Raw genomic sequence first — 21,217 nt, forward strand, 5'->3', positions numbered from 1 at the left:
CATTAATTTAACACTTCGGCCTCGCGATATTCTTTAACTAGTTTCACAAACAGTTCGGCATTCTTTATATAGCTCTTCGCAAAGTCTTCGCTAGGCGCATATTCTTTGATTTGATATACGAATTTTGCAAAAGAATTGTCTAACGAAATTCTTTTTGTATCGATAAATAATTCATCAAATCTTCTAATAATACCGGCTTGTGTATTTGTCTTTTCGTTTTCAGATAGCAATAATCCCTTTGCCGAATTTACCAATGCACTGTAGGCATGATAAATAGCGTTAGAATATACATTGTTCTTTAAAGCTTCTTTTGCCAATTCAATTTTCTCTTCACTTTCTAGAAATAGCGTTGCAACCAAATCAACTACAACTCCCGCACACTCACCAATTCCAATTGCTTTTACATATTTTTCTTCATTACCCCAATCAACAAAGTCTTTTTCTGTAAGATTTGTGCTGTCAGACAAATCTGTAAGCATTTCATAAAAGTATTTTTCTCCTTGCTGTTTGTAGTAACTTAAGAAGGTCTTTCCTTTAGCATATCTTTCAAAATCATTTAAAATTCTACGCAGCGCTTCGGGTCCTCTGCGACTAGGAATTTTAACTACTTTATCTGCAAAATGACCATTACCATTTCCTAAGTTACCTCCTCCTAACAATACCTGTAAGGCTGGCGCAACAAGCTTATCTTTGGTACGGATTGACATTCCTTGAAAGCCAATATTTGCCATATTATGCTGCCCGCAAGCATTCATACATCCACTAATTTTTATAACTAAATCTGGATTATTTAAATAATGTGAGTACTCTGTTTTAATAACTCTTTCTAACTCTTCGGCAATACCTGTACTACTCGAAATTCCTAAATTACAAGTATCGGTTCCCGGGCAGGCCGTAATATCTACAGCTTTATTATAACCAGGAGAGGCAAAACCGAGTTTCTTTAATTCTTGATAGAAATAAGGCACTAAGTCTTCTCTAACAAAAGGAATCAATATATTCTGGCGCAGGGTTAACCGTATTTCTCCGGCGGCATACTTTTCTACTAAATCTGCCAATAAACGTGCTTTATCCGTATAAAAATCACCCAGTAATACTTTCACCCCAATGGCCACATAGCCATGTTGTTTTTGTTGAATCAAGTTTGTTGATTTCCATAGTTTAAATGCTTTATCATCATTAATATTAACAATTGGTGCTTCAACCTGTTTCGGCTTTGAAGCCAAGTAGCTATTGGCATCAACTACTACGGTTTTTAATGCAATAGCATTTTGTTCTTCTTCTACAAGTTGTTTAAAACTTTCTAAACCAATATCTTTAATTAAAAATTTCAACCTGGCTTTGGCTCGGCTTTTACGCTCTCCATAACGGTCAAAGATTCGTAACACTCCTTCCATTACCGGAATAATCTTATCGGATGGTAAAAACTCATAGAATACATCAGCATGGCGTGGTTGTGAACCCAATCCGCCGCCCAACATCACTTTAAAACCACGAATTCCATCTTTAATTTTTGCTATAAAGCCAAGGTCATGCATATAGGAAAGACCCGTATCTTCATCAGTTGCTGAAAAGGATACTTTAAATTTCCTTCCCATTTCTTGACAGATAGGATTTCTTAAAAAGAACCTAAATAAAGCATCGGCATATGGCGACACATCGAAGGGTTCATTCAAATCTATTCCTGCTGTCTCAGAAGCTGTTACGTTTCTAACTGTATTACCACAGGCTTCGCGTAGCGTCACTTCATCTTTTTCAAGTTCAGCCCATAATTCGGGAGTCCTATCCAGGTCAACGTAATGAATTTGAATGTCTTGGCGTGTTGTTATGTGTAAACGCCCGCGAGAATATTCATCTGACACATCTGCAATTCGGTGCAGCTGTTTACTCAAAACTTTACCGTAAGGTAATTTAATGCGTATCATTTGTACACCTTCTTGGCGTTGCCCATATACACCTCTTGCCAATCGAAGGCTTCTAAAACGCTCTTCATCAACTTTACCTTCTTTAAATAATCGAATCTTTTTTTCTAATTCGATAATATCTTTCTCAACTACAGGATTTTCTATTTCAGTTCTAAAACTTAACATAATTTATTGTAAATGTATACCACACTCTCTTGTTTCTAATGCCTTTACCGGATCAAAATAAGTACTGTTCTTAGGCAACTCATTTTCCTCTAGATAAGCATCTAAATCTTCATCAGTCCAATAATAAAATGGGCTAATTTTTAAAATTCCTTCTTTGCTAAAGCTTAAAATATCTTTAGAGCTTCTAAGTTCTGTTTGTCTTATTCTAATGTTAGTAAACCAGATATCTGGTTGGTGCTCTTTTAATGCTCTTCTAAAAGGCTCTAATTTTACAACTTCGGTGAATTTTGCATGATTTTCGTCATCTATAGTGGGCAATCCTATGGTGTATTCTGTATATGCCTTCGTTTGTAAGGGGACATACGTGTGAACATTTAACTCAAACCTGTTCATCAAATAAAAAGCATGATCGTAAGTTTCGGGAATATTATATCCGGTGTCACACCATATAATATCTATATCGCTTTCTTTTCTGTAAAAAGTACTCAATAATACTGCTGAATACTTACCAAAACTGGTTGTTACAATTCTTCTATCAGACAGTTTAAGTGCCCAGTCTATAATTTCATCTGGAGTTTTAGCTCTCAGTTCTTTATTCCAAAATTCAATATCAATGTTCTCTAACATGTAGTTTTAATTATTTAAATATATAATCCTATAGGATTAGTAGGATTTTAATGCAAATGTATATATATATTTATTTAATACTCCTAAAAATTTGATAAAAATTCCTTAAATTTTTTACAGATTTGATATTACATCAAGTCTAAAAGTGTTCTTTTCCTGAAAATTGCAAGGTTGCTATCTCTAACTTCTATCATCAATTTATTTATAGAACAAGCCTCTTCATCTGGGCAATCATCACATTTCTCGTAAAAATTTAAGCTCACACAAGGTACCAATGCAATAGGGCCTTCTAGTATTCGTATCACATCAACCATTCTGATTTCCTTAGGTTCTTTAATAAGATATACTCCGCCACCTTTTCCTTTTTTTGAACCCAAAAAACCAGATTTACGAAGTGTTAGCACAATACTCTCTAAGAACTTATGTGAAATATTCTCACTTTCGGCAATTGCACCAATGGGAACAGGTGTCCCTTTCTCTTGACGAGCAATATAAGCAAGTGCCTTTAAGCCATATTTTGTTTTCTTAGAAAGCATCGAACAAAGATATTATTATATTTTGTTCAACGCATTGTTTAAATCGTTTATAATATCATCTACATGTTCTAAACCAACAGAACATCGCACCAAACCATCTGTAATTCCCACTTCTAACCTATCTTCTTCATTTAATTTACTATGTGTGGTTGACGCCGGGTGCGTAACAATTGTTCTACTATCTCCTAAATTTGCTGATAACGAACAAAGCTTAATTTCGTTTAAGAATTTTCGCCCGGCTTCTATACCGCCTTTAATTTCAAAAGCTACAATATTACCTCCTAATTTCATCTGTTCTTTAGCGATGGCATATTGTGGGTGCGATTTTAAAAAAGGATATTTTACCAAACCAACTTTACCATGATTTTCTAAAAATTCGGCAACTTTTAATGCATTTTCACAATGCCTTTCAACTCTGAGAGCCAAAGTTTCTAGACTTTTAGACAACACCCATGCATTAAAAGGTGACATAGCGGGCCCTGTGTTTCTTGAAAATAAATAGATCTCCCTAATTAAATCAGCCTTTCCAACCGTTATGCCTCCCAAAACTCTACCCTGGCCATCAATTAGTTTAGTTGCCGAATGAATTACTAAATCTGCTCCAAATTTTATGGGATTCTGCAAATAAGGAGTAGCAAAGCAATTATCTATGATTAGTAACAAATTATGTTTTTTGGCAATTTTTCCTAACACCTCTAAATCCAAAATATCTACAGCTGGATTTGTAGGCGTTTCGGCATATAAAACTTTTGTATTTGACCGGATTAGGCGCTCAATTGTAGCTATTTCATTAACTTTAAAATAGCTTGTTTCAATATTCCATTTAGGTAAAAACTTGGTAAATAATGAATGTGTTGAACCAAAAACCGATCTGCATGAAACAATATGATCACCTGCATCTAATAAGGCGCCAAACGTAGAAAATACAGCCGCCATACCTGTAGCAAAAGCATAACCCGCTTCTGCTTTTTCCATGGTTACAATTTTATTTACAAACTCTGTAGTATTAGGATTTGAAAACCGACTGTATAAATTCCTGTCTTTTTCCTCAGCAAATGAGGCTCTCATATCTTCTGCATCGTCAAAAACAAAACTTGAAGTTAAATATAACGGTGTAGAGTGCTCAGAAAATTGTGTTCTTTCCGTTTGATTTCTAATCGCTTCAGTTTCAAAATTACTTTTCATAATATTATTTAATTTATTCTTAACCGGATATACCAACAAGCCTAAATAGGCTGTTCTATATCACCTATGATTCTTGGCCAACCTTAATATATCTCCAAAAACACCTCTGGCCGTTACTTTAGCTCCAGCTCCGGCCCCTTGTATTACCAAAGGCTGCTCGCCATACGACTCTGTATAAATTTCAAAAATCGCATCAGATCCTTTCAATGCGCCCAATGGTGAGCTTTCTGGAACCGATACAAGCTTTACCTCTAGTTTAGCGCCTTTCTCATCTGCAAGATTACCATGCAAATCGCCGATAAATCTCAGCACATGTTTCGACTCTTGACTTCCCTTAATCTTTTGATAGATATCATCCATCTTATTTAATGAATTAAGAAATTCTTCTATCGAGATTTCCCTTAATTCTTTCGGTATAAGATTGTGAACAATTACATCATCAAATTCATTATGTAAATCAAGTTCACGTGCTAAAATCAATAATTTTCTTGCCACATCATTTCCACAAAGATCTTCCCGCGGATCTGGCTCTGTAAATCCTTTGTCAATTGCTTGTTGCAAAATTTCTGAAAAGGGCTTATCGCTCGTTGAAAAATTATTAAATAAATAACTCAGCGATCCTGAAAACACCCCTCTAATTTTAGTAATATTTTCTCCAGATTCATGCAATAGTTTAATTGTATCTATAAGCGGTAAACCGGCACCAACGTTTGTTTCATACAGGTAAGCCTTTTTATGCTTTTCAAGAACTCCTCTTAGTTCTTTATAAAAAGACAAATTAGACGTGTTCGCTATTTTATTTGAAGACACTAGATCAAACCCTGACTCAACCAATGGCACATAACTCTCAACAAAGCCCTTGTCTGCCGTATTATCTACCGCAATTAAATTTTCTAAATGATGTTTTTTAGCGTAGAGAATGACATCTGATATGGTATAGTTTTCAAGACTTTTTTGATCTAATTCATGGCTCCAATTCGTATCAACACCATTTTTATTAAGCAATACTTTTTTAGAATTAGCTACCGCAAAAACATTCAATTCAATTTTTCTTTTTTCTCGTACCGAATCGCGATTTTCTAAAATTTGATCTATCAGGGTTCCACCAACTAAACCTTTTCCAAAAACAGCTATGTTCACTTTTTTAGCAATACCAAATATTTGTCCATGAATTACATTTAAAGATTTATGTAAATCTTTTTTCTGCACAACTAAGCTCACATTTCTGCCAGTTATAGTATTGTTAAAAAGTAAAGGGGTAATCTGGTTTTTGATCAAGGAACTGTAAGGGTGATGAAATTCACTTAAGTCTAATCCTATAATAGAAATTACAGCAACGTCTTCAATTATAGAAATAGAATCAACATCTTTTGTTTTTAGATCGTGCTCGAACTCTTTCTCTAAAGCAATAACTGCTTCAGGCGATTTTTCAGCGTTAACCACTAAACCAATTCCTCTTTCAGATGATCCTTGAGAAATAATACTTACACTAATATTATGGTGACTTAAAGCCCTAAAAATGCGAGCATCAACCCCAACTTTCCCTAGCAATCCTCTTCCTTCAAAATTAACGAGTGCAACCTTATCTAATACAGATAAAGACTTAATCCCTTTCGCCCTAGGCTGTGCCGTTATTAACGTACCTTTATCGCTAGGATTAAATGTATTTAAAATACGAAGATTAATATTCTTTTCTAATAGCGGAATTATTGTTTTGGCATGTAAAATATTAGCGCCAAAATTGGCTAGCTCATTAGCCTCGCCAAATGATAAATGTTCAATTTTTCTGGCTGCCGGCACTAGGTCAGGGTTTGCGGTAAAAATACCATCAACATGTGTGTAATTTTGTAATTCTTCAGCTCCCAAATAATTAGCTAATAAAGAGGCTGTATAATTGCTGCCATTTCTCCCTAAAGTGGTTGTTTCGCCTTTTAAATTAGATGCAATAAAACCGGTAATTATATTTACAGAATGCTCTTCCTCTCCGTTAAAATAATTTTGAACATTGTCTTCTGATAATTTTAATAATGGTTGCGCATCACCAAATTGCGCGTCAGTTTTAATAAGGGCTCTACTATCTACAGCGTTCGCTTTAATTCCTCTTTCATTTAATAAAGAAGAGACCGTTTTAACCGATAATAGTTCACCGTGAGCTAAAACTTCATCTTTGGTTTTTTGACTATAATCTCCTAAAAGATTAACGCCTTCAAAAAGCTTATCAAGGTTTGAAAATTCTTGAGAAAAATCAACAACATTCGAAGCCTCTTTTTGATACTTTTTAAACGCCTCTAATTGTGCTTTATAGGCTTGATTTTGTTTAGCCTTTTCCAAAATCACCTCTAACTCATCTGTTGTATTACCTCTTGCCGAAACAACCACCGCTATGTGATTTCCATGATTAATTTTATGTTCAATAATGTCAATAACATTGTTCAGCCCTTTTCCATTGGCCAGAGATTTCCCTCCGAACTTTAATATTTTCATTTTTTTATGCCGTTTTTCAGGATCAAAAATGGGCTCAATAATTTTATGTAGCTGATTATATTCTATCAAAAAAGCATCATGCCCATGCACAGAATTAATCTCATTGTAAGATACATTAGGATGGGTTTGTGCTAATTGTCTTTGTGTTTCTCTATTTTCATCAGCTGAAAAAAACAAATCAGAATCTACTCCAATAATATGTATATCTGCTTCAATAGTATCTAGAATGCTTTTATTTTCACCTCTAGTTGCGTCAATAGTTTTAAGCAATTGGTTCATTAGCTTATATGCCGATAATTGAAATCGCTCTTGCAATTTTTTACCATGGTGCAACAACCAGCTTTCAACATTAAAAATTTGTAATTCTTCATTTTTAGAGCGTTGAAAGCGCTCTTTAAACGAGGCTGGTGTTCGGTAGCATAACATTGCATGCATACGAGCGTCATGAACCGGTTGTTTTGAATTTAATAGAAACTGTTCTTGTACCTGACAATTAGCTATCAACCAATCTGTTGATTTCCAATCGGTAGCTATGGGTATAAGGTTCTTTGTAATTTTTGGATTGATTACCGCCATTTCCCATGCAATACCACCACCAAGGGACCCACCAATAATTGCAAAAAGTTGTTTTATTTGTAAATATTCTAGCCCTAATAAAAATATTCTTGCAACATCTTTCGCAATAAAATTTTTATAGTCATTTAGCACAAAACCATCGTATCCGTTTCCAGGAATATTAAAAGAAAGTACAGTATATTTAGCGGTATTAATAGCTTTATTATTCCCTATAAGATCTTTCCACCATCCTTTCTCTCCGGCTACATCACTATTTCCTGTTAAGGCATGATTCACCAAAATAACAGGAGCTGATCCCAATTCACAACCAAATACTTGATAGCTCAATGATAAATTGGAATATTGAACACCACCTTCTGTTAGATAGTTGGTAATGGTAATGTGCTTTAAACTATTATCTAAATTCATAATTGTTCTATGAAATGTTTTATACTAAAGCTTCGCTGGCAATTTTAGAAAATGCGTTACTCAGGTCTAATTTTAAATCATCAATATTTTCTAAACCAACAGATAAACGGATTAGATCTTGTGTTACACCGGCATTCTCTTGAGCATCATCACTCAACTGTTGATGCGTAGTACTTGCAGGATGAATTATCAATGACTTAGTGTCGCCTATATTAGCTAATAGCGAAAATATTTGCGTGTTATTGGCAATCGCTTTGGCAGCTTCATAACCTCCTTTAGCACCGAATGTTACAATACCACTTTGTCCTTTTGGTAGGTATTTATTTGCTAAAGATTTGTATTCACTGCTATCTAACCCGGGATAATTTACCCATGCAACTTCTTCTTGCTGCTCTAACCATTTTGCCAGGGTCAACGCATTTTCACTATGTTTTTGAATTCGCACTTCTAAGGTTTCTAACCCTTGAATAATTTGAAATGCATTTGTAGGGCTTAAAGCACCTCCAAAATCTCTCAATCCTTCCAGTATTAATTTAAAAGTATAAGAGGCCGCTCCTAAAGTATCATGATATATTAGCCCATGATAACCTGCAGAGGGTTCTGTAAATTCTGGAAATTTACCGTTTGCCCAATCAAAATTTCCTGCATCAACAATAACACCTCCAAGTGAATTTCCTTGACCGCCTATATACTTTGTTAGTGAATGAATCACGATATCTGCTCCGTGTTCAATTGGGTTAAGTAATGCCGGAGTAGCTACTGTATTATCTACGATAAAAGGCACTTTAGCTTCTTTAGCTTGCAATGATATCGCTTGTAAATCAAGTACATCCAATTTTGGATTCCCAAGAGACTCAACAAAAAATGCCCTTGTATTCTCTTGAATGGCTTCTGAAAAATTTTCAGGATTAGAAGCATCAACAAAAGTGGTGGTTATACCTAGTCTTGGCAGTGTTACGCTTAATAAATTATATGTTCCTCCATATAAACTACTCGACGCTACAATATGGTCTCCAGCTTTTAATAAGGTTAGTAATCCTGTTGAAATAGCCGCCGTTCCTGAAGCGAATACTACAGCTCCAATTCCTCCTTCTAAGGCTGCTAAACGGTCTTGTAAAATTTGATTTGTTGGATTATTTAATCGTGTATAAATAAACCCTAATTCTTTTAATGAAAATAGGTTAGCAGCGTGATCAGAATCGTTAAAAACATATGATGTTGTTTGATAGATCGGAACCGCTCTTGTACCGCCTGTTTGTTTTACATCATGCCCTGCATGTAATGCATCTGTTGCAAATTTTTGTGTGCTCATTTTTCTTTTTTTTGATTTAATTAATCAAAAGCCAAAACACATCTGATAGATGTTGCTTACTAGAAAAATGTTATTAAGAAATTGCAAGAAGTTTTAGAAACTTCCTTTTTGGTTATCTATCCAGAACATGTATTGTTTTGGTAGAATTTAGCACCTTCTTTACATTGATAGTAAAGGGTTGCTAAGGTTTCACAGGGTCTAATCCCTCCACCTTTCTTGATAACATTGTCAATAAGTGTTTGAACTTTTACAAGTGCAAATATTCGGTCATAAAATTTTAATATCCAAATTTTTATGACACTTTTATATTATATGCTTCCATTTTGTTTCTGTTTTAAAGTTTTTTTGTTCTAATTTAATCTGTACTTTTGTAGCCGAATTTTGAGGAAAAATTTGACTGATTGCAACCTCGTTGCTGAAAATTGTTGATAAGAGACTAAAACAAGTTCAGCAAAACCAAATGCTAAAGCAGTAATTATATACTTCTTTACCCGACCAATCAGCTTCAAATTAAGACAATTAAAAAGAAGAATTTATGCCATATTTATTTACTTCTGAAAGTGTTTCGGAAGGACATCCAGATAAAGTAGCAGATCAGATCTCTGATGCTCTGATAGATAATTTTTTGGCCTTTGACCCAGAATCTAAAGTTGCTTGCGAAACGCTAGTTACAACCGGTCAAGTTGTATTAGCTGGAGAAGTAAAATCGAACACTTATTTAGATGTTCAAAAAATTGCCAGAGATGTTATTAATAAAATAGGATATACTAAAGGTGAGTATATGTTTGATGGTAATTCATGTGGTGTATTATCTGCAATTCATGAACAATCTGAAGATATTAATCGCGGAGTAGATCGACTAACTAAGGAAGAGCAAGGAGCAGGAGATCAAGGAATGATGTTTGGCTATGCAACTAAAGAAACAGAGAACTACATGCCATTGGCATTAGATTTATCGCATCAAATATTAAAAGAACTTGCAGCTCTAAGAAGAGAAAATGATCTCATCACATATTTAAGACCTGATGCTAAAAGTCAAGTTACTATTGAATATTCAGATGACAATAAGCCTCAACGTATTGAAGCCATTGTAGTATCTACTCAGCATGATGATTTTGCTTCTGACGAGGCTATGCTAGCAAAAATAAGAAAGGATATTATTGAAATTTTAATTCCAAGACTTAAGGTTAAATTAAAACCTGAGATTCAGGAATTATTCAATGACGATATTAAATACCATATAAATCCTACGGGGAAATTTGTAATCGGAGGCCCTCATGGAGATACTGGTTTAACTGGAAGAAAAATTATTGTAGACACTTATGGTGGTAAAGGTGCACATGGTGGTGGTGCATTTTCTGGAAAAGACCCCAGTAAAGTGGATAGAAGTGCTGCCTATGCAACGCGTCATGTTGCTAAAAATTTGGTAGCTGCAGGAATTGCTGATGAAATTTTAGTGCAAGTATCGTATGCTATTGGAGTAGTAGAACCCATGGGAATTTTTGTAGACACTTATGGAACTTCTAAAGTGAATTTATCTGATGGTGAAATTGCTAATAAAGTTGCCGAAATATTCGATATGCGACCGCATGCCATTGAGAAACGATTGAAATTACGTCAACCGATGTATAGCGAAACTGCTGCCTATGGACATATGGGACGTACCAATGAAACTGTTTCTAAAACATTTAGCTCTCCTAATGGAGTATCAAAAACTATTGATGTTGAACTATTCACTTGGGAAAAATTAGATTACATCGACAAGGTTAAAAAAGCATTTAATATTTAAAAAAAAGAATACCCCAAATGCTAAGTTTTAGGGTATTCTTTTTTCGAAGGCATCCAATCAGGAGGTTTTATAAATGCTAGTAGCTTATTTTTAATTCCATCGATAGTTTTTATTTTTTTATACAACCGAAAGATTCCATGAAAAAATACCTTTAACGGATTTGTTGTATGTATAGGTTGTGAAATTCCATACTTCACTTTTTCAACTTCTGGCTCAAAGGTGCCTAACATTCTATCCCAGATGATTAATATCCCGGCATAGTTTTTATCCCAATATTGTCGATTTGATCCATGATGTACTCTATGGTGTGATGGTGTATTAAAAATGAATTCAACTGGTTTAGTGAGCTTTCCTATAATCTCGGTGTGTAGCAACGTTTGAAAAACTTGCACAAAAACTTCTGATAATAACACTAAAATAGGATCAAAACCAAGCATCACTATTGGTAATGAAAATAGAATCGGCATTATAGCATCTAAAGGCCCAAAACGATAAGCAACCGACATATTGAAATGCGGTGAACTGTGATGTACCGTATGTGTTGCCCAACCAATACCAATTCGATGCATCATTCGGTGTTCCCAGTAATAAGCAAAGTCGGCCAGTAATACACATGCAACAATGGTAGTCCAATTTAACTCTAGATGTGGTAAACTAAAGTTATTATATATCCAAAAATAGATTTTAGTTACTGCTAGTATTCCAAGAATTATTTCAACAACAAAAAAACCACCAAAAGTGATAATGTTTGCAACAGAATCAAGTATTAAATCTTTATTTAAACGTTTTAAGAAAGCGTAACGAATCAGCTCGATTGCAAAAAAAGGAACGATTATATACAATAGACTTAGATCATTCAATACATAAAACCAGTATTGAACATCAATCCACTCTAATTTTTTTGATAGAAACTCAATCATAACTATTGTCTTTTCCAGGTTTCGATATCACTATAACCATAATAGTCATAACTTAACTTAAATGTATTTTCGTCTAGCATATCGATGTTACACTTAACATCATATTGCGTTCCTTCATATTCGATTTTATATACTCCCTTTCCTTTATAACCATCAAACTTTTTAATAATTAAGGTTTTTATTTTTTCTGCTTTTGTAGAATTACCTCTTTCATCTTCATAACTACTCGTATAGGCATTATACGTTTTACCTTCTTTTTTGATCGTATACACTATGGAACCTTTAAAATCACTGCTATTGTAAGCTACTTTCCATTTTCCAATAATATAATCGATATTTTCATCGTAGTCTTTAGAAAGCATTTTTAAAGAATCCTCTGGTTGAGGTTCTTTTTCAATGTTTTTATCTTCACTAAAAATTTCCTCAGTAACCTGAACCTTTGATAGTGAGTTTTGTGATGCATATGTTATTAAGTGAGCCCCACCAGCAATGCAAATAATGATAGCTAAGCTTCTAAAGAATAATGTTGAATTTTTCATTTATCTATACTTTTTGAATATAAAAAAAGGCTTCAGAACCATCTGAGCAAAGTAATCTATCACCTTCATCAAAAATTAAACTACCTCCATTAGCTTCTATCTTGTTCAAGGTAATCTTTAAATTCTTTACAGCAAAAACCACTACCCAATATTCATATTTCCCCTTTATTGAATTATCAATTTCATTAATTGTTGCAATATGCTCATTCTCTTGATTATAAACTTCGTAAGAGTTTTCATAAATCTTCTTAAAATTCCACTTAAATAAATTTTGATAAAAAGAAATTGCTTGTTTAATATTAGACACATGTAACTCATTAAAAATAAATGTTCCTTCTTCGTTATTTGTTTTAGAATTAAGTTCCCCACCTTCATATATGGTAAAACCCGCTCCTAAAGGATCTCTAATTAAAGCCACTCCTCCAAATGGATTTTTTGTATCTACTAACTCTACAATACCTCCTAGCGCCTTCGCTTTACTAACCGTAGCCAAGACACTATCCACTTGAATGTATGACATCCAAAAGGAAGGCATTTTCATTTTTTTGAATTTATCAGGAGTTTCGTATAAACCAGCAACTCCTTGACTAGGATTATACGCAGTTAAATAACCAAAATTATCGTCATAATTCCACCCGAATACATTTTCATAAAATTTTCTTGTAATAGTAGGTTTATAACTAGATAAATCGGCCCAAATAAAATTATTTTCTATCATAATTTATCAACTAAGATTATAAGGCAAAAATAGTCTTAGGTTAAATTATTCTTTTTGACCTAAATCAAAATATTTAGATATGCTAAAATCGAATAAAGCGCCAATAATGACCACACTATGATCATAGTCCAATATAGTTTTGGAGATTCTTCTAATGATACTTCTTCGACAAAATGAATTTTTCGACTCTTAATCATATTAACCAAACCTAAAAAGATAAATAAGGCCCAAAACCACTGCCAATTAAAATAAATAGCGAGTGCCATTAAAATAAGTGCTAATATAGTTTTCCAATGTTTAAACATTAGTGATTTTTTTTATCGTCTAATTCTACTTAAGGTTTCTTGACTAATTCCTAGCATAGAAGCAATATGACCAAGATTGGCTCGTTGTGTAATACTTGGAAAAGCACTTACCAACAGCTCATACTTCTCTTTTGCTGATAAAAAATAATAGCCCTTGTAAAAATCATCAATCAAGGCCATTTGTTCTTCAAGAATAAGCCTTCCAAATCGTTCTAATTCAGGATACTTACTGTATAGTTCTTGCCATTGATCAAATGTTAAGGATATTAATTCTGAATCTTCGGTCGTTTCAATATACTCAGAAGATGGCTTACGCAATATATAACTATGCCAAGAAGTGACTAAAGTAGTATCAGGATAAATCCAATAGGTAACATCTTTCCCTTTTTGATAAAAATAGGTTCGAATTGTTCCTTTTGACAGAAAATATAAGCGTTTACAGATCTTACCCTCTTCTAATAAGACTTTATTCCTTTCAATATGTTCTAAAAAGGCCAGTGCTCTAATCTCGGCTTCTGCATCTTTTGAAAGATTGACATACCGTTTAATATAATTTATAAACTCATTCATTAATCACATCCTTCTTTTTTACAATGTTCTTTTTCTGTTTCAAACTCTAAAGTTACATGATGAATATTTTCATGTTCAAGATCATGTTTAATCTCTTTTTTTAGTTTTGAAATTTCATCAATGGTATAATCTTTATCTAAAATTATATGCGTTGTCATTGCATTGGTATTTGTACTTAAAGCCCAAATATGCGTGTGATGTACTTTTTGTACCGCTTTATTTTTCATAATGATTTGCTGTACTTTCTCAACGCTAATCTCTTTAGGAACACCATCTAACGTTAGCTTTACACTCTCTTTTAATAAACCCCAGGTGGAGATTAAAATAACTGCTGCAATGATTAAACTAATTATAGGGTCTATAATATTCCATCCGGTATACATAATAATCACTCCAGAGATAACTACTCCAACAGAGACCAAAGCATCAACCAATAAATGAATAAATGCACCTTTTATATTTATGTCATCTTTTTGCCCTTTGTAAAATAGAAAGGCCGAAATGGTATTAATCGCCACCCCAATAAGAGCCGTAATAATAATCACTTTACCTGTAACTTGAGGCGGCGATTCAAATCTTTCTAAGGCTTCTCTTGTAATATTCACTACAACAACTATCAATAAAACGGCATTAATTAAAGAAGCTAAAATCGAGGCTTTTTTATAACCATAAGTGTACAATTTTGTAGCTGCTTTTTGCATTAATCTTAACCCGATCAATGAAATAATCAAGCTTGCAACATCGCTTAAATTATGTGTTGCATCGGCAATAAGTGCTAAAGAATTATTGGCAATTCCAACAATAAATTCAATAACTGTAAAAGCTGCGTTTAAAAATATACCTATATAAAATGCTCTATTTACCTGAGATAAATCAGCAACTCCATGGTTATGTCCGTCATGATTTTCAGCCATAGCTTAAAAATACAAATTATAGTTTCACCAAAATACCTCCATTAAAAACAAATCCATCGGTTGGAGCCCAGATATCGGTAAACGTTGGATCGTTATGTGGCGGAGTAATCATCGATTGATAATTCTGTTGTTTGGTATCAGTAAAATTTTCAAAATTTGCGTAGAGACTAATCTTACCAAAAGTTCTCATAATCATAAAACCCATAGTCCAAAAATCGGGAGTATTCGTTAGGTCATTGCGTAATTGAGAGCTTTTATAATATGCTTCATAGCCCACTCTCCATTTATCATGTACCTCATACATTAGAACGGCACCAATACTGTGTTTTGGTGTTAATGTTTTTTGATTACCATTAACTCTTACATTATTGAAAGCATAATTTGTAAATAATATAAAGTCATTATACTTTAATTTTAAATTCGTTTCTAAACCAAAACTATTCAAAGGATCTTCTGAGTTTGTGAATTCATAATCAGCGCCATTCTGCTCTAATAAAAGTGAATTATTTAGTCTGGTGTAAAAAACCATTTGATTAAAAGATAAGGATACATTATCATTAAAAATTCTTGTCTTATAATTAACATCAGCGTTAAATCCAATTGAAGTCTCAGGGTCAAAATCATCTACATTAATTGGTAGTACATTTTGATAAGAGCGTAGCTCAGCATCTTCTGTAAATATCGTTGGGATTTTATAACCAAAACCACCACCTATTCTGCTCGAAACATCGTCATTATACCTAATAAATAACGACGTTCTTGGTAATATAAAAGCACCATAATCATTATTATAATCTACTCGAAGTCCACTTTCCAAAGTCATATTCTCTTTAAAATCCCAATTATTTTGAGCAAACCCGCCAAAAGTAAATTGATCATAGCTCCTATCTAAGCTAGAATTTTCATCTTCTATAAAATTTTCAGTTACCATATTAACTCCTAAAACCCAATCAGATTTTTCATCATATATGTTATATGTTCCTTCTGTAAAGGTTGACCATTGTTCTCCATTAAATTCAAATGATGGTAACATTAACTCTCTATTAAAATAGCTAATACTATTTTTAAAATTAATTGACTTAGCCTCCGACAATTCATTGCTATAGGTTAGCTGTGAAGCGAGTCTTTGTGAGTTGTTTTCTTCAAAAAAATTATGCTGAGGACTCGGATTATTATCTACTACATCAACATCTCCTCCAATACGTTCTTGAAAAGAAGAATTTAAAGTTAGTCTCCATTGTTCGCTTTCATTTGGGTAATAAAAGAATGAAGGATTAATGCTTACACTCCTAACTTTAGGAATATCAGAAAAATGATCATTGTTCACATCAGTAACCTCTTGTAGATTACCAGACCCATAAAGTGTTAATCCGAATTTATTGAATCGTTGACCATAAAAAGCATTCAAAGTACTCCCTCGACGTGAAGTTAGATCGAGCATTAAGTTAACTTCGCTTTCTTCTCTTGGTAATTTCGATACTAAATTTACCAAGCCAGCAATCGCTCCGCCGCCATAAAGTGTTGAAGAACTTCCTTTAATGATTTCTATCTGCTTTAGATCTAATGGAGGAATTTGCATAATACTTAGTCCGCTTGAAAAACCTCCAAATAATGGAAAACCATCTTTTAGCAATTGTGTAAAACGACCATCTAATCCTTGAATACGAATACTTTGATTTGCTGAATTGGCCGAAGTTTGCTGCATTTGTATTCCGGTACTTTCACGCAAGACCATCGCAATATTTGCAGAATTCATTGCTGCCTTTTCTCCCAATTCTTCGGCTGCAATGACTTCTATTCTGGTAGGGATTTCGGCAATAGTTCGCCTACTTCGTGTTGATTGAATAACAATATCTTCAAGCATTTCTTCACTTTCATGCAGTTCAATAATTATCTGTTCTTCTTTTAACGGAAAAATCAAAGTCTTTTCGGTTGTTTCAAATCCTACAAATGATACAACAAGAATTTTCTCACCACTAGAAATATTATTAATCGTAGCCAATCCATTGAAATTGGTTGTTGTTCCTAGTGTTGTATTTTTAATAAAAACTGAAGCGCCAACTATTGGTTCTTGATCTTCAGAAATCACTTTTACCGTAAGTGTATTTTGTGCTATTATTTGTGTAGCACATAGCCCAATAACTAAGGCCATTATTATATTTTTTAACATTTTTTACTTATTAATTATTTAAATTTAACAGTTCATTTCTAATTAGAAATGAATTCAATATGAAAAGAATCAACAAGTACGGGGCGGCTGAAATATGCCGTTTAAGTAATTAGAAGTGTGTAACGTTTTATTAAAAAGAATTCGCTTTCTTTTTTGCAAAAATTCAGCTATTTCGTAATTAAACTCCTGTAAGACAATTGCATTTGTAACACCAAGAAACGTACAATGATGATGATGTTCACTACTTTTCTCTCTATCATCGTCTAGCTGATGATTATCGAATTCGTGATCTTGCACTAAAATATCTGACTGATGATTTTCAAATCCATCAAAAATAATAACATCAACATGTGCTTGTACCGGAGGAACAAACATTACAAAAATCAATATGAAAAGAAGGATGTTTTTCATCATAGTATACCTGCAAAAATAAAGCATTCTGTAATTATCAACTAACTAATAACGAAACATTAACAATTTACAAGCGTTTTTATATCTATATAAAAGCAGTAAATTTGCACCGTGGTAAAAATTGATAACATAGAACTCCCTGACTTCCCGCTATTATTAGCTCCAATGGAAGATGTTTCTGATCCTCCTTTTCGTGCATTATGTAAAGAACAAGGCGCAGATGTTGTATATACCGAATTTATCTCTAGTGAAGGATTAATTAGAGATGCGGCTAAGAGTGTAATGAAGTTAGATATTTATGAGAAAGAACGTCCGGTAGGTATTCAAATTTTTGGCGCCAATCTTGATTCTATGCTGCGTTCGGTTGAAATCGTAGAGAAGACAAATCCCGACATTATTGATATTAATTTTGGCTGCCCCGTAAAAAAAGTTGTTTCTAAAGGTGCTGGCGCTGGAATTCTAAAAGATGTTCCATTAATGGTAAAACTTACGGAGGCTATGGTTAAACATACCAACTTACCGGTAACCGTAAAAACACGTTTAGGATGGGATCATGATTCTATTAAGATAGTCGAAGTAGCAGAACGTTTACAAGATGTAGGTTGCAAAGCTATTGCCATTCATGGCCGCACTCGTGCTCAAATGTATAAAGGTGAAGCTGACTGGAAACCAATTGCTCAAGTAAAAAACAACCCAAGAATGCATATCCCCGTATTTGGTAATGGAGATATTTCTTCACCTGAACGCGCCAAATCAATGCGTGATGACTTTGGATTAGACGGTGCTATGATTGGTCGAGCGAGTATTGGTTACCCATGGTTTTTTAATGAAGTGAAACATTATTTTAAAACAGGAGAACACTTACCTAAACCCACGCTGGCCGAACGTGTTGATATAGCGAGGCGTCATTTACAAATGTCTATAGACTGGAAAGGTGAACGATTGGGGGTTGTAGAAACTCGTCGTCATTATACGAATTACTTTAAAGGTATTCCTCACTTTAAAGAATATCGCTTAAAAATGGTAACATTAGATGATCCACAAGACATTTATGGTGTTTTTGATGAAGTTCTTGAAAAATTTGCCGACCATCAATTCGCTTAAAATGCAACGTTTTTTTTTATTAGTTCTCATTTTTCTTCTATATAGCTGTACCAATTTTGGACAATTAAAGGTTTTAGCTGACCTACCAAAATCACTTGAGGAAGTTTCTGGTATAGAAACAACAGACACCTCTAACCTTATTTGGATGTTGAATGACAGTGGTAATAAACCAGAATTATTTGGCGTAAACCGAAGAGGAAAAATAAAAAAAGTAATAAAAATTAATGCTAAAAATCATGACTGGGAGGATTTATCATCAGATCCTCAAGGCAATATCTACATTGGTGATTTTGGGAATAATGCAAATAAGAGAAAAAATCTAACAATCCTAAAAATAAAAGCTTCTGATCTTAATTCAAACGAAATTGTTGAAGTTGAAAGGATCAATTTTAATTACCCTAATCAGAAAAAATTTCCGCCAAAAAAGAAACAAAGGCATTTTGATAGTGAGTCATTTTTCTTTTTTAATGACAGTCTATATATTTTTACTAAAAGCCGCGTAAAAAATAACTTTGGAAAAACCAATTTATATAAAATACCTGCTAAACGAGGTAATCACATCGCTATATATATAAATTCGTTTAAGTCTTGCAATGACATGGAGTGTTGGATTACTGCTGCCGACATTTCTAAGGATAAGAAAAAAGTAATGCTCTTAAATCATAAGTCCATTTGGTTATTTACCGACTTTAAAGGAGATGATTTTTTTAGTGGAAAAGCTACAGAACTTCCATTTAAAGCCGATCTCTCTCAAAAAGAAGGAGTCTGTTTTAAAAATGATAATTCGGTCTATATTACCGATGAATGGGCTCATGGTATGGGAGGAAATTTATACGAGTTCTCTATTGCATTACCTAAGTAATTGCATATACTAATAATAAGCCCCATCCTATCACAAGTAATAAACCACCTAAAGGAGTTATAGGCCCCAAAAAGCCTAATTTCTTATTTTTAACATCAGATAATACCAGGCCATAAATACTAAATGAAAAAAATAATGTACCAAAAAATATAATGTATACTATGAGCTTTTCTAAAGTGCTATTTAATGATAAATTAAAAGCAATAATCACTAATAGTAAGGCATGATACATTTGATATTTTACACCAGTTTCAAAGCTTTTTAATTGTTCATCATTCAACACTTTCTTTAATGCATGAGCTCCAAAAGCTCCAAAAATAATAGCGAGCATCCCTAAAACACACGCTAAAGCTAAGGTTAATTTTACCATTCTTTATTTTTTAATAGGTCTCATCAATCCTTCTTGCGTGACCGAAGCAACCAGTTTACCATTGCGTGTGAAAATATTTCCTCTTGCAAATCCACGAGCATTCGAAGTACTCGGCGAATCGAGTGAATAGAGCAACCAATCATCAAAATCAAAATCTCTAAAATACCACATAGAGTGATCTAAACTAGCAGTTAAAGTATTTCCCCAATGTGCTTTACTACCATGTGTAAATAAGGCTACTCCTAAAATATGATAATCAGAAATATAGGTGAGTATTTGTTGTTTCATTGGTAGATCAAAATTAGTTGTATCGCCTTTTAGCTTAAACCAAACGTCTGTATGTGGCAACATATCTTTTTTATCAAATGGGTTTGGAAACTCAACAGGTTTAAACTCAATTGGCCTAGGAACTTCTAAGAATGTTTTGGTTTTCTGAGGCAAGAAATCTCCAAATTGCAGGAGGGCTTCACTCCAGCTCATCAACTCTTCTGGTTGTTTTATATTTGACTTTAGTTCGATATGATGTTCATATCCTTCTTCTTGTTTATGAAATGAACAGGCCAAAATAAAAATAACAAGCTCATCTTGCATTGCCGTTACTCGTCTTGTAGAGAAACTTCCTCCATCGCGCATACTGTCTACCTTATAAGAAATGGGCTTATTTAGATCGCCTGCTTCGAGAAAATAAGAATGCATCGAATGTAATGTACGGTTATTAGTAATGGTTCTATAGGCAGCATTTAACGATTGAGCTAATACCTGACCGCCAAAAACATTTGGACTACCTACCGTCTTACTAATTCCATTAAATTTATTTTCTGATACTTTATCTAAGGTTAATACTTCTATTAAATTGTTAGCGTTTAACATTAATTGTTTTTATTTTCTAAATATTCTTTGAGTCTATTATTAATGAAATATGTCCATCCGGCCACTCCACTTTCTCTTTTAAATTCTGGTATATCTGCATTAAAGGTCTCTACACCTGTACTTGTTAATTTCAATTGTGTTTGATTACCAAAGCGCTTAAGGTGGAAGATAACTAAACCTTGACCTTCATATTCTTGATATCGCCAATCGTAGACAACCTTTCTGTTAGGAATTACTTCTAGAATTTTCCATAAATGAGTAAACTTTCTTCCTTCATTTTCAATTAAAAACGTTGTTTTGAATCCTACCTCAGCCTTAAACGCTGGTATACTATTAAAAAACCATTGAATCATTTGTTCTCGCTCTGTAATTGCTTTCCAAACGATTTCTGGCGAGGTATTAAAGAGTTCTTCTACGATAATTGGTGAAGTATCCATAATATACTTTTTATAGCCTT

At 33.6% G+C, this 21,217-nt stretch carries 20 protein-coding genes and 1 riboswitch; of the genes, 3 read left to right on the forward strand and 17 right to left on the reverse strand.

What is annotated here, in order from left to right; genetic code table 11:
- Positions 1 to 2 precede the first annotated feature (2 nt).
- The 6 genes from AC1EUU_RS09320 to AC1EUU_RS09345 all read right to left on the reverse strand — a co-directional run bounded on the left by AC1EUU_RS09320 (position 3) and on the right by AC1EUU_RS09345 (position 9,218).
- Complete coding sequence (locus AC1EUU_RS09320) at positions 3 to 2,090, reverse strand: HEPN domain-containing protein (RefSeq protein WP_480201145.1); 2,088 nt, start codon at positions 2,088 to 2,090, stop codon at positions 3 to 5.
- A gap of 3 nt (positions 2,091 to 2,093) precedes the next feature.
- Positions 2,094 to 2,717, reverse strand: coding sequence for a phosphoadenosine phosphosulfate reductase domain-containing protein (locus AC1EUU_RS09325; RefSeq protein ID WP_480201146.1), 624 nt, complete (start codon positions 2,715 to 2,717; stop codon positions 2,094 to 2,096).
- Between the two features lie 128 nt (positions 2,718 to 2,845).
- Positions 2,846 to 3,253, reverse strand: coding sequence for an RrF2 family transcriptional regulator (locus AC1EUU_RS09330; protein ID WP_480201147.1), 408 nt, complete (start codon positions 3,251 to 3,253; stop codon positions 2,846 to 2,848).
- 15 nt (positions 3,254 to 3,268) lie between these two features.
- Positions 3,269 to 4,438 (reverse strand): trans-sulfuration enzyme family protein, encoded by a 1,170-nt coding sequence (locus tag AC1EUU_RS09335; protein ID WP_480201148.1) that lies wholly within the window; start codon positions 4,436 to 4,438, stop codon positions 3,269 to 3,271.
- Positions 4,439 to 4,498: 60 nt separating this feature from the next.
- Positions 4,499 to 7,906, reverse strand: a complete 3,408-nt coding sequence (gene thrA / locus AC1EUU_RS09340; protein ID WP_480201149.1) for a bifunctional aspartate kinase/homoserine dehydrogenase I — start codon at positions 7,904 to 7,906, stop codon at positions 4,499 to 4,501.
- Positions 7,907 to 7,925: 19 nt separating this feature from the next.
- Positions 7,926 to 9,218, reverse strand: coding sequence for an O-acetylhomoserine aminocarboxypropyltransferase/cysteine synthase family protein (locus AC1EUU_RS09345; RefSeq protein WP_480201150.1), 1,293 nt, complete (start codon positions 9,216 to 9,218; stop codon positions 7,926 to 7,928).
- A gap of 109 nt (positions 9,219 to 9,327) precedes the next feature.
- Positions 9,328 to 9,444: riboswitch (SAM riboswitch) on the reverse strand.
- A gap of 309 nt (positions 9,445 to 9,753) precedes the next feature.
- On the opposite strand from AC1EUU_RS09345, the gene metK reads away from it, so the two are divergent.
- Complete coding sequence (metK, locus tag AC1EUU_RS09350; protein WP_480201151.1) at positions 9,754 to 11,007, forward strand: methionine adenosyltransferase; 1,254 nt, start codon at positions 9,754 to 9,756, stop codon at positions 11,005 to 11,007.
- Between the two features lie 20 nt (positions 11,008 to 11,027).
- Here the strand turns inward: metK and AC1EUU_RS09355 are convergent, their stop codons facing one another.
- The 8 genes from AC1EUU_RS09355 to AC1EUU_RS09390 all read right to left on the reverse strand — a co-directional run bounded on the left by AC1EUU_RS09355 (position 11,028) and on the right by AC1EUU_RS09390 (position 17,557).
- Entirely contained in the window at positions 11,028 to 11,927 is a 900-nt protein-coding gene (locus AC1EUU_RS09355) for a sterol desaturase family protein (protein ID WP_480201152.1), read from the reverse strand.
- Positions 11,928 to 11,929: 2 nt separating this feature from the next.
- Positions 11,930 to 12,466: a hypothetical protein gene (locus tag AC1EUU_RS09360; protein WP_480201153.1), complete on the reverse strand. Its 537-nt coding sequence runs from the start codon at positions 12,464 to 12,466 to the stop codon at positions 11,930 to 11,932.
- Positions 12,467 to 12,470: 4 nt separating this feature from the next.
- Positions 12,471 to 13,184: a VOC family protein gene (locus AC1EUU_RS09365; RefSeq protein ID WP_480201154.1), complete on the reverse strand. Its 714-nt coding sequence runs from the start codon at positions 13,182 to 13,184 to the stop codon at positions 12,471 to 12,473.
- 59 nt (positions 13,185 to 13,243) lie between these two features.
- Positions 13,244 to 13,489, reverse strand: a complete 246-nt coding sequence (locus AC1EUU_RS09370; protein ID WP_480201155.1) for a hypothetical protein — start codon at positions 13,487 to 13,489, stop codon at positions 13,244 to 13,246.
- Between the two features lie 12 nt (positions 13,490 to 13,501).
- The gene (locus AC1EUU_RS09375) at positions 13,502 to 14,059 is read right to left on the reverse strand and encodes a Crp/Fnr family transcriptional regulator (RefSeq protein ID WP_480201156.1); all 558 of its coding nucleotides are present in this window, start codon (positions 14,057 to 14,059) and stop codon (positions 13,502 to 13,504) included.
- Positions 14,059 to 14,973: a cation diffusion facilitator family transporter gene (locus tag AC1EUU_RS09380; protein WP_480201157.1), complete on the reverse strand. Its 915-nt coding sequence runs from the start codon at positions 14,971 to 14,973 to the stop codon at positions 14,059 to 14,061. Before AC1EUU_RS09380 ends, AC1EUU_RS09375 begins: the two co-directional genes overlap by 1 nt.
- 16 nt (positions 14,974 to 14,989) lie before the next feature.
- On the reverse strand, positions 14,990 to 17,125 hold the full coding sequence (locus AC1EUU_RS09385; protein ID WP_480201158.1) for a TonB-dependent receptor: 2,136 nt from the start codon (positions 17,123 to 17,125) through the stop codon (positions 14,990 to 14,992).
- A gap of 87 nt (positions 17,126 to 17,212) precedes the next feature.
- Positions 17,213 to 17,557, reverse strand: a complete 345-nt coding sequence (locus tag AC1EUU_RS09390; RefSeq protein ID WP_480201159.1) for a hypothetical protein — start codon at positions 17,555 to 17,557, stop codon at positions 17,213 to 17,215.
- Between the two features lie 108 nt (positions 17,558 to 17,665).
- Between AC1EUU_RS09390 and dusB the strand changes: the two genes are divergently transcribed.
- Together dusB and AC1EUU_RS09400 are read left to right on the forward strand one after the other, a co-directional pair.
- Positions 17,666 to 18,658: a tRNA dihydrouridine synthase DusB gene (gene dusB, locus AC1EUU_RS09395; protein WP_480201160.1), complete on the forward strand. Its 993-nt coding sequence runs from the start codon at positions 17,666 to 17,668 to the stop codon at positions 18,656 to 18,658.
- 1 nt (position 18,659) lies between these two features.
- Entirely contained in the window at positions 18,660 to 19,520 is an 861-nt protein-coding gene (locus tag AC1EUU_RS09400; protein WP_480201161.1) for a hypothetical protein, read from the forward strand.
- Here the strand turns inward: AC1EUU_RS09400 and AC1EUU_RS09405 are convergent.
- Genes AC1EUU_RS09405 through AC1EUU_RS09415 form a run of 3 tightly spaced genes read right to left on the reverse strand, consistent with a single transcriptional unit; the run spans position 19,513 to position 21,197 of the window.
- On the reverse strand, positions 19,513 to 19,890 hold the full coding sequence (locus tag AC1EUU_RS09405; RefSeq protein ID WP_480201162.1) for a DUF423 domain-containing protein: 378 nt from the start codon (positions 19,888 to 19,890) through the stop codon (positions 19,513 to 19,515). The genes AC1EUU_RS09400 and AC1EUU_RS09405 overlap by 8 nt on opposite strands.
- A 3-nt stretch (positions 19,891 to 19,893) precedes the next feature.
- Positions 19,894 to 20,760 (reverse strand): acyl-CoA thioesterase, encoded by an 867-nt coding sequence (locus tag AC1EUU_RS09410; protein WP_480201163.1) that lies wholly within the window; start codon positions 20,758 to 20,760, stop codon positions 19,894 to 19,896.
- On the reverse strand, positions 20,760 to 21,197 hold the full coding sequence (locus AC1EUU_RS09415; RefSeq protein ID WP_480201164.1) for an SRPBCC family protein: 438 nt from the start codon (positions 21,195 to 21,197) through the stop codon (positions 20,760 to 20,762). Before AC1EUU_RS09415 ends, AC1EUU_RS09410 begins: the two co-directional genes overlap by 1 nt.
- Positions 21,198 to 21,217: the final 20 nt, after the last annotated feature.

The sequence above is a fragment of the Maritimimonas sp. 2205BS37-2 genome, from assembly GCF_056591755.1.

Coding starts and splice junctions, on each gene's coding strand:
- AC1EUU_RS09390 (WP_480201159.1), bottom strand. CDS start 17,557: ATGATGAAAAACATCCTTCTTTTCATATTGATTTTTGTAATGTTTGTT.
- AC1EUU_RS09380 (WP_480201157.1), bottom strand. CDS start 14,973: ATGGCTGAAAATCATGACGGACATAACCATGGAGTTGCTGATTTATCT.
- AC1EUU_RS09370 (WP_480201155.1), bottom strand. CDS start 13,489: ATGTTTAAACATTGGAAAACTATATTAGCACTTATTTTAATGGCACTC.
- AC1EUU_RS09320 (WP_480201145.1), bottom strand. CDS start 2,090: ATGTTAAGTTTTAGAACTGAAATAGAAAATCCTGTAGTTGAGAAAGAT.
- AC1EUU_RS09360 (WP_480201153.1), bottom strand. CDS start 12,466: ATGAAAAATTCAACATTATTCTTTAGAAGCTTAGCTATCATTATTTGC.
- AC1EUU_RS09405 (WP_480201162.1), bottom strand. CDS start 19,890: ATGGTAAAATTAACCTTAGCTTTAGCGTGTGTTTTAGGGATGCTCGCT.
- metK (WP_480201151.1), top strand. CDS start 9,754: ATGCCATATTTATTTACTTCTGAAAGTGTTTCGGAAGGACATCCAGAT.
- AC1EUU_RS09355 (WP_480201152.1), bottom strand. CDS start 11,927: ATGATTGAGTTTCTATCAAAAAAATTAGAGTGGATTGATGTTCAATAC.
- AC1EUU_RS09410 (WP_480201163.1), bottom strand. CDS start 20,760: ATGTTAAACGCTAACAATTTAATAGAAGTATTAACCTTAGATAAAGTA.
- AC1EUU_RS09400 (WP_480201161.1), top strand. CDS start 18,660: ATGCAACGTTTTTTTTTATTAGTTCTCATTTTTCTTCTATATAGCTGT.
- AC1EUU_RS09335 (WP_480201148.1), bottom strand. CDS start 4,438: ATGAAAAGTAATTTTGAAACTGAAGCGATTAGAAATCAAACGGAAAGA.
- AC1EUU_RS09325 (WP_480201146.1), bottom strand. CDS start 2,717: ATGTTAGAGAACATTGATATTGAATTTTGGAATAAAGAACTGAGAGCT.
- AC1EUU_RS09415 (WP_480201164.1), bottom strand. CDS start 21,197: ATGGATACTTCACCAATTATCGTAGAAGAACTCTTTAATACCTCGCCA.
- AC1EUU_RS09375 (WP_480201156.1), bottom strand. CDS start 14,059: ATGAATGAGTTTATAAATTATATTAAACGGTATGTCAATCTTTCAAAA.
- AC1EUU_RS09365 (WP_480201154.1), bottom strand. CDS start 13,184: ATGATAGAAAATAATTTTATTTGGGCCGATTTATCTAGTTATAAACCT.
- thrA (WP_480201149.1), bottom strand. CDS start 7,906: ATGAATTTAGATAATAGTTTAAAGCACATTACCATTACCAACTATCTA.
- AC1EUU_RS09345 (WP_480201150.1), bottom strand. CDS start 9,218: ATGAGCACACAAAAATTTGCAACAGATGCATTACATGCAGGGCATGAT.
- AC1EUU_RS09330 (WP_480201147.1), bottom strand. CDS start 3,253: ATGCTTTCTAAGAAAACAAAATATGGCTTAAAGGCACTTGCTTATATT.
- AC1EUU_RS09385 (WP_480201158.1), bottom strand. CDS start 17,125: ATGGCCTTAGTTATTGGGCTATGTGCTACACAAATAATAGCACAAAAT.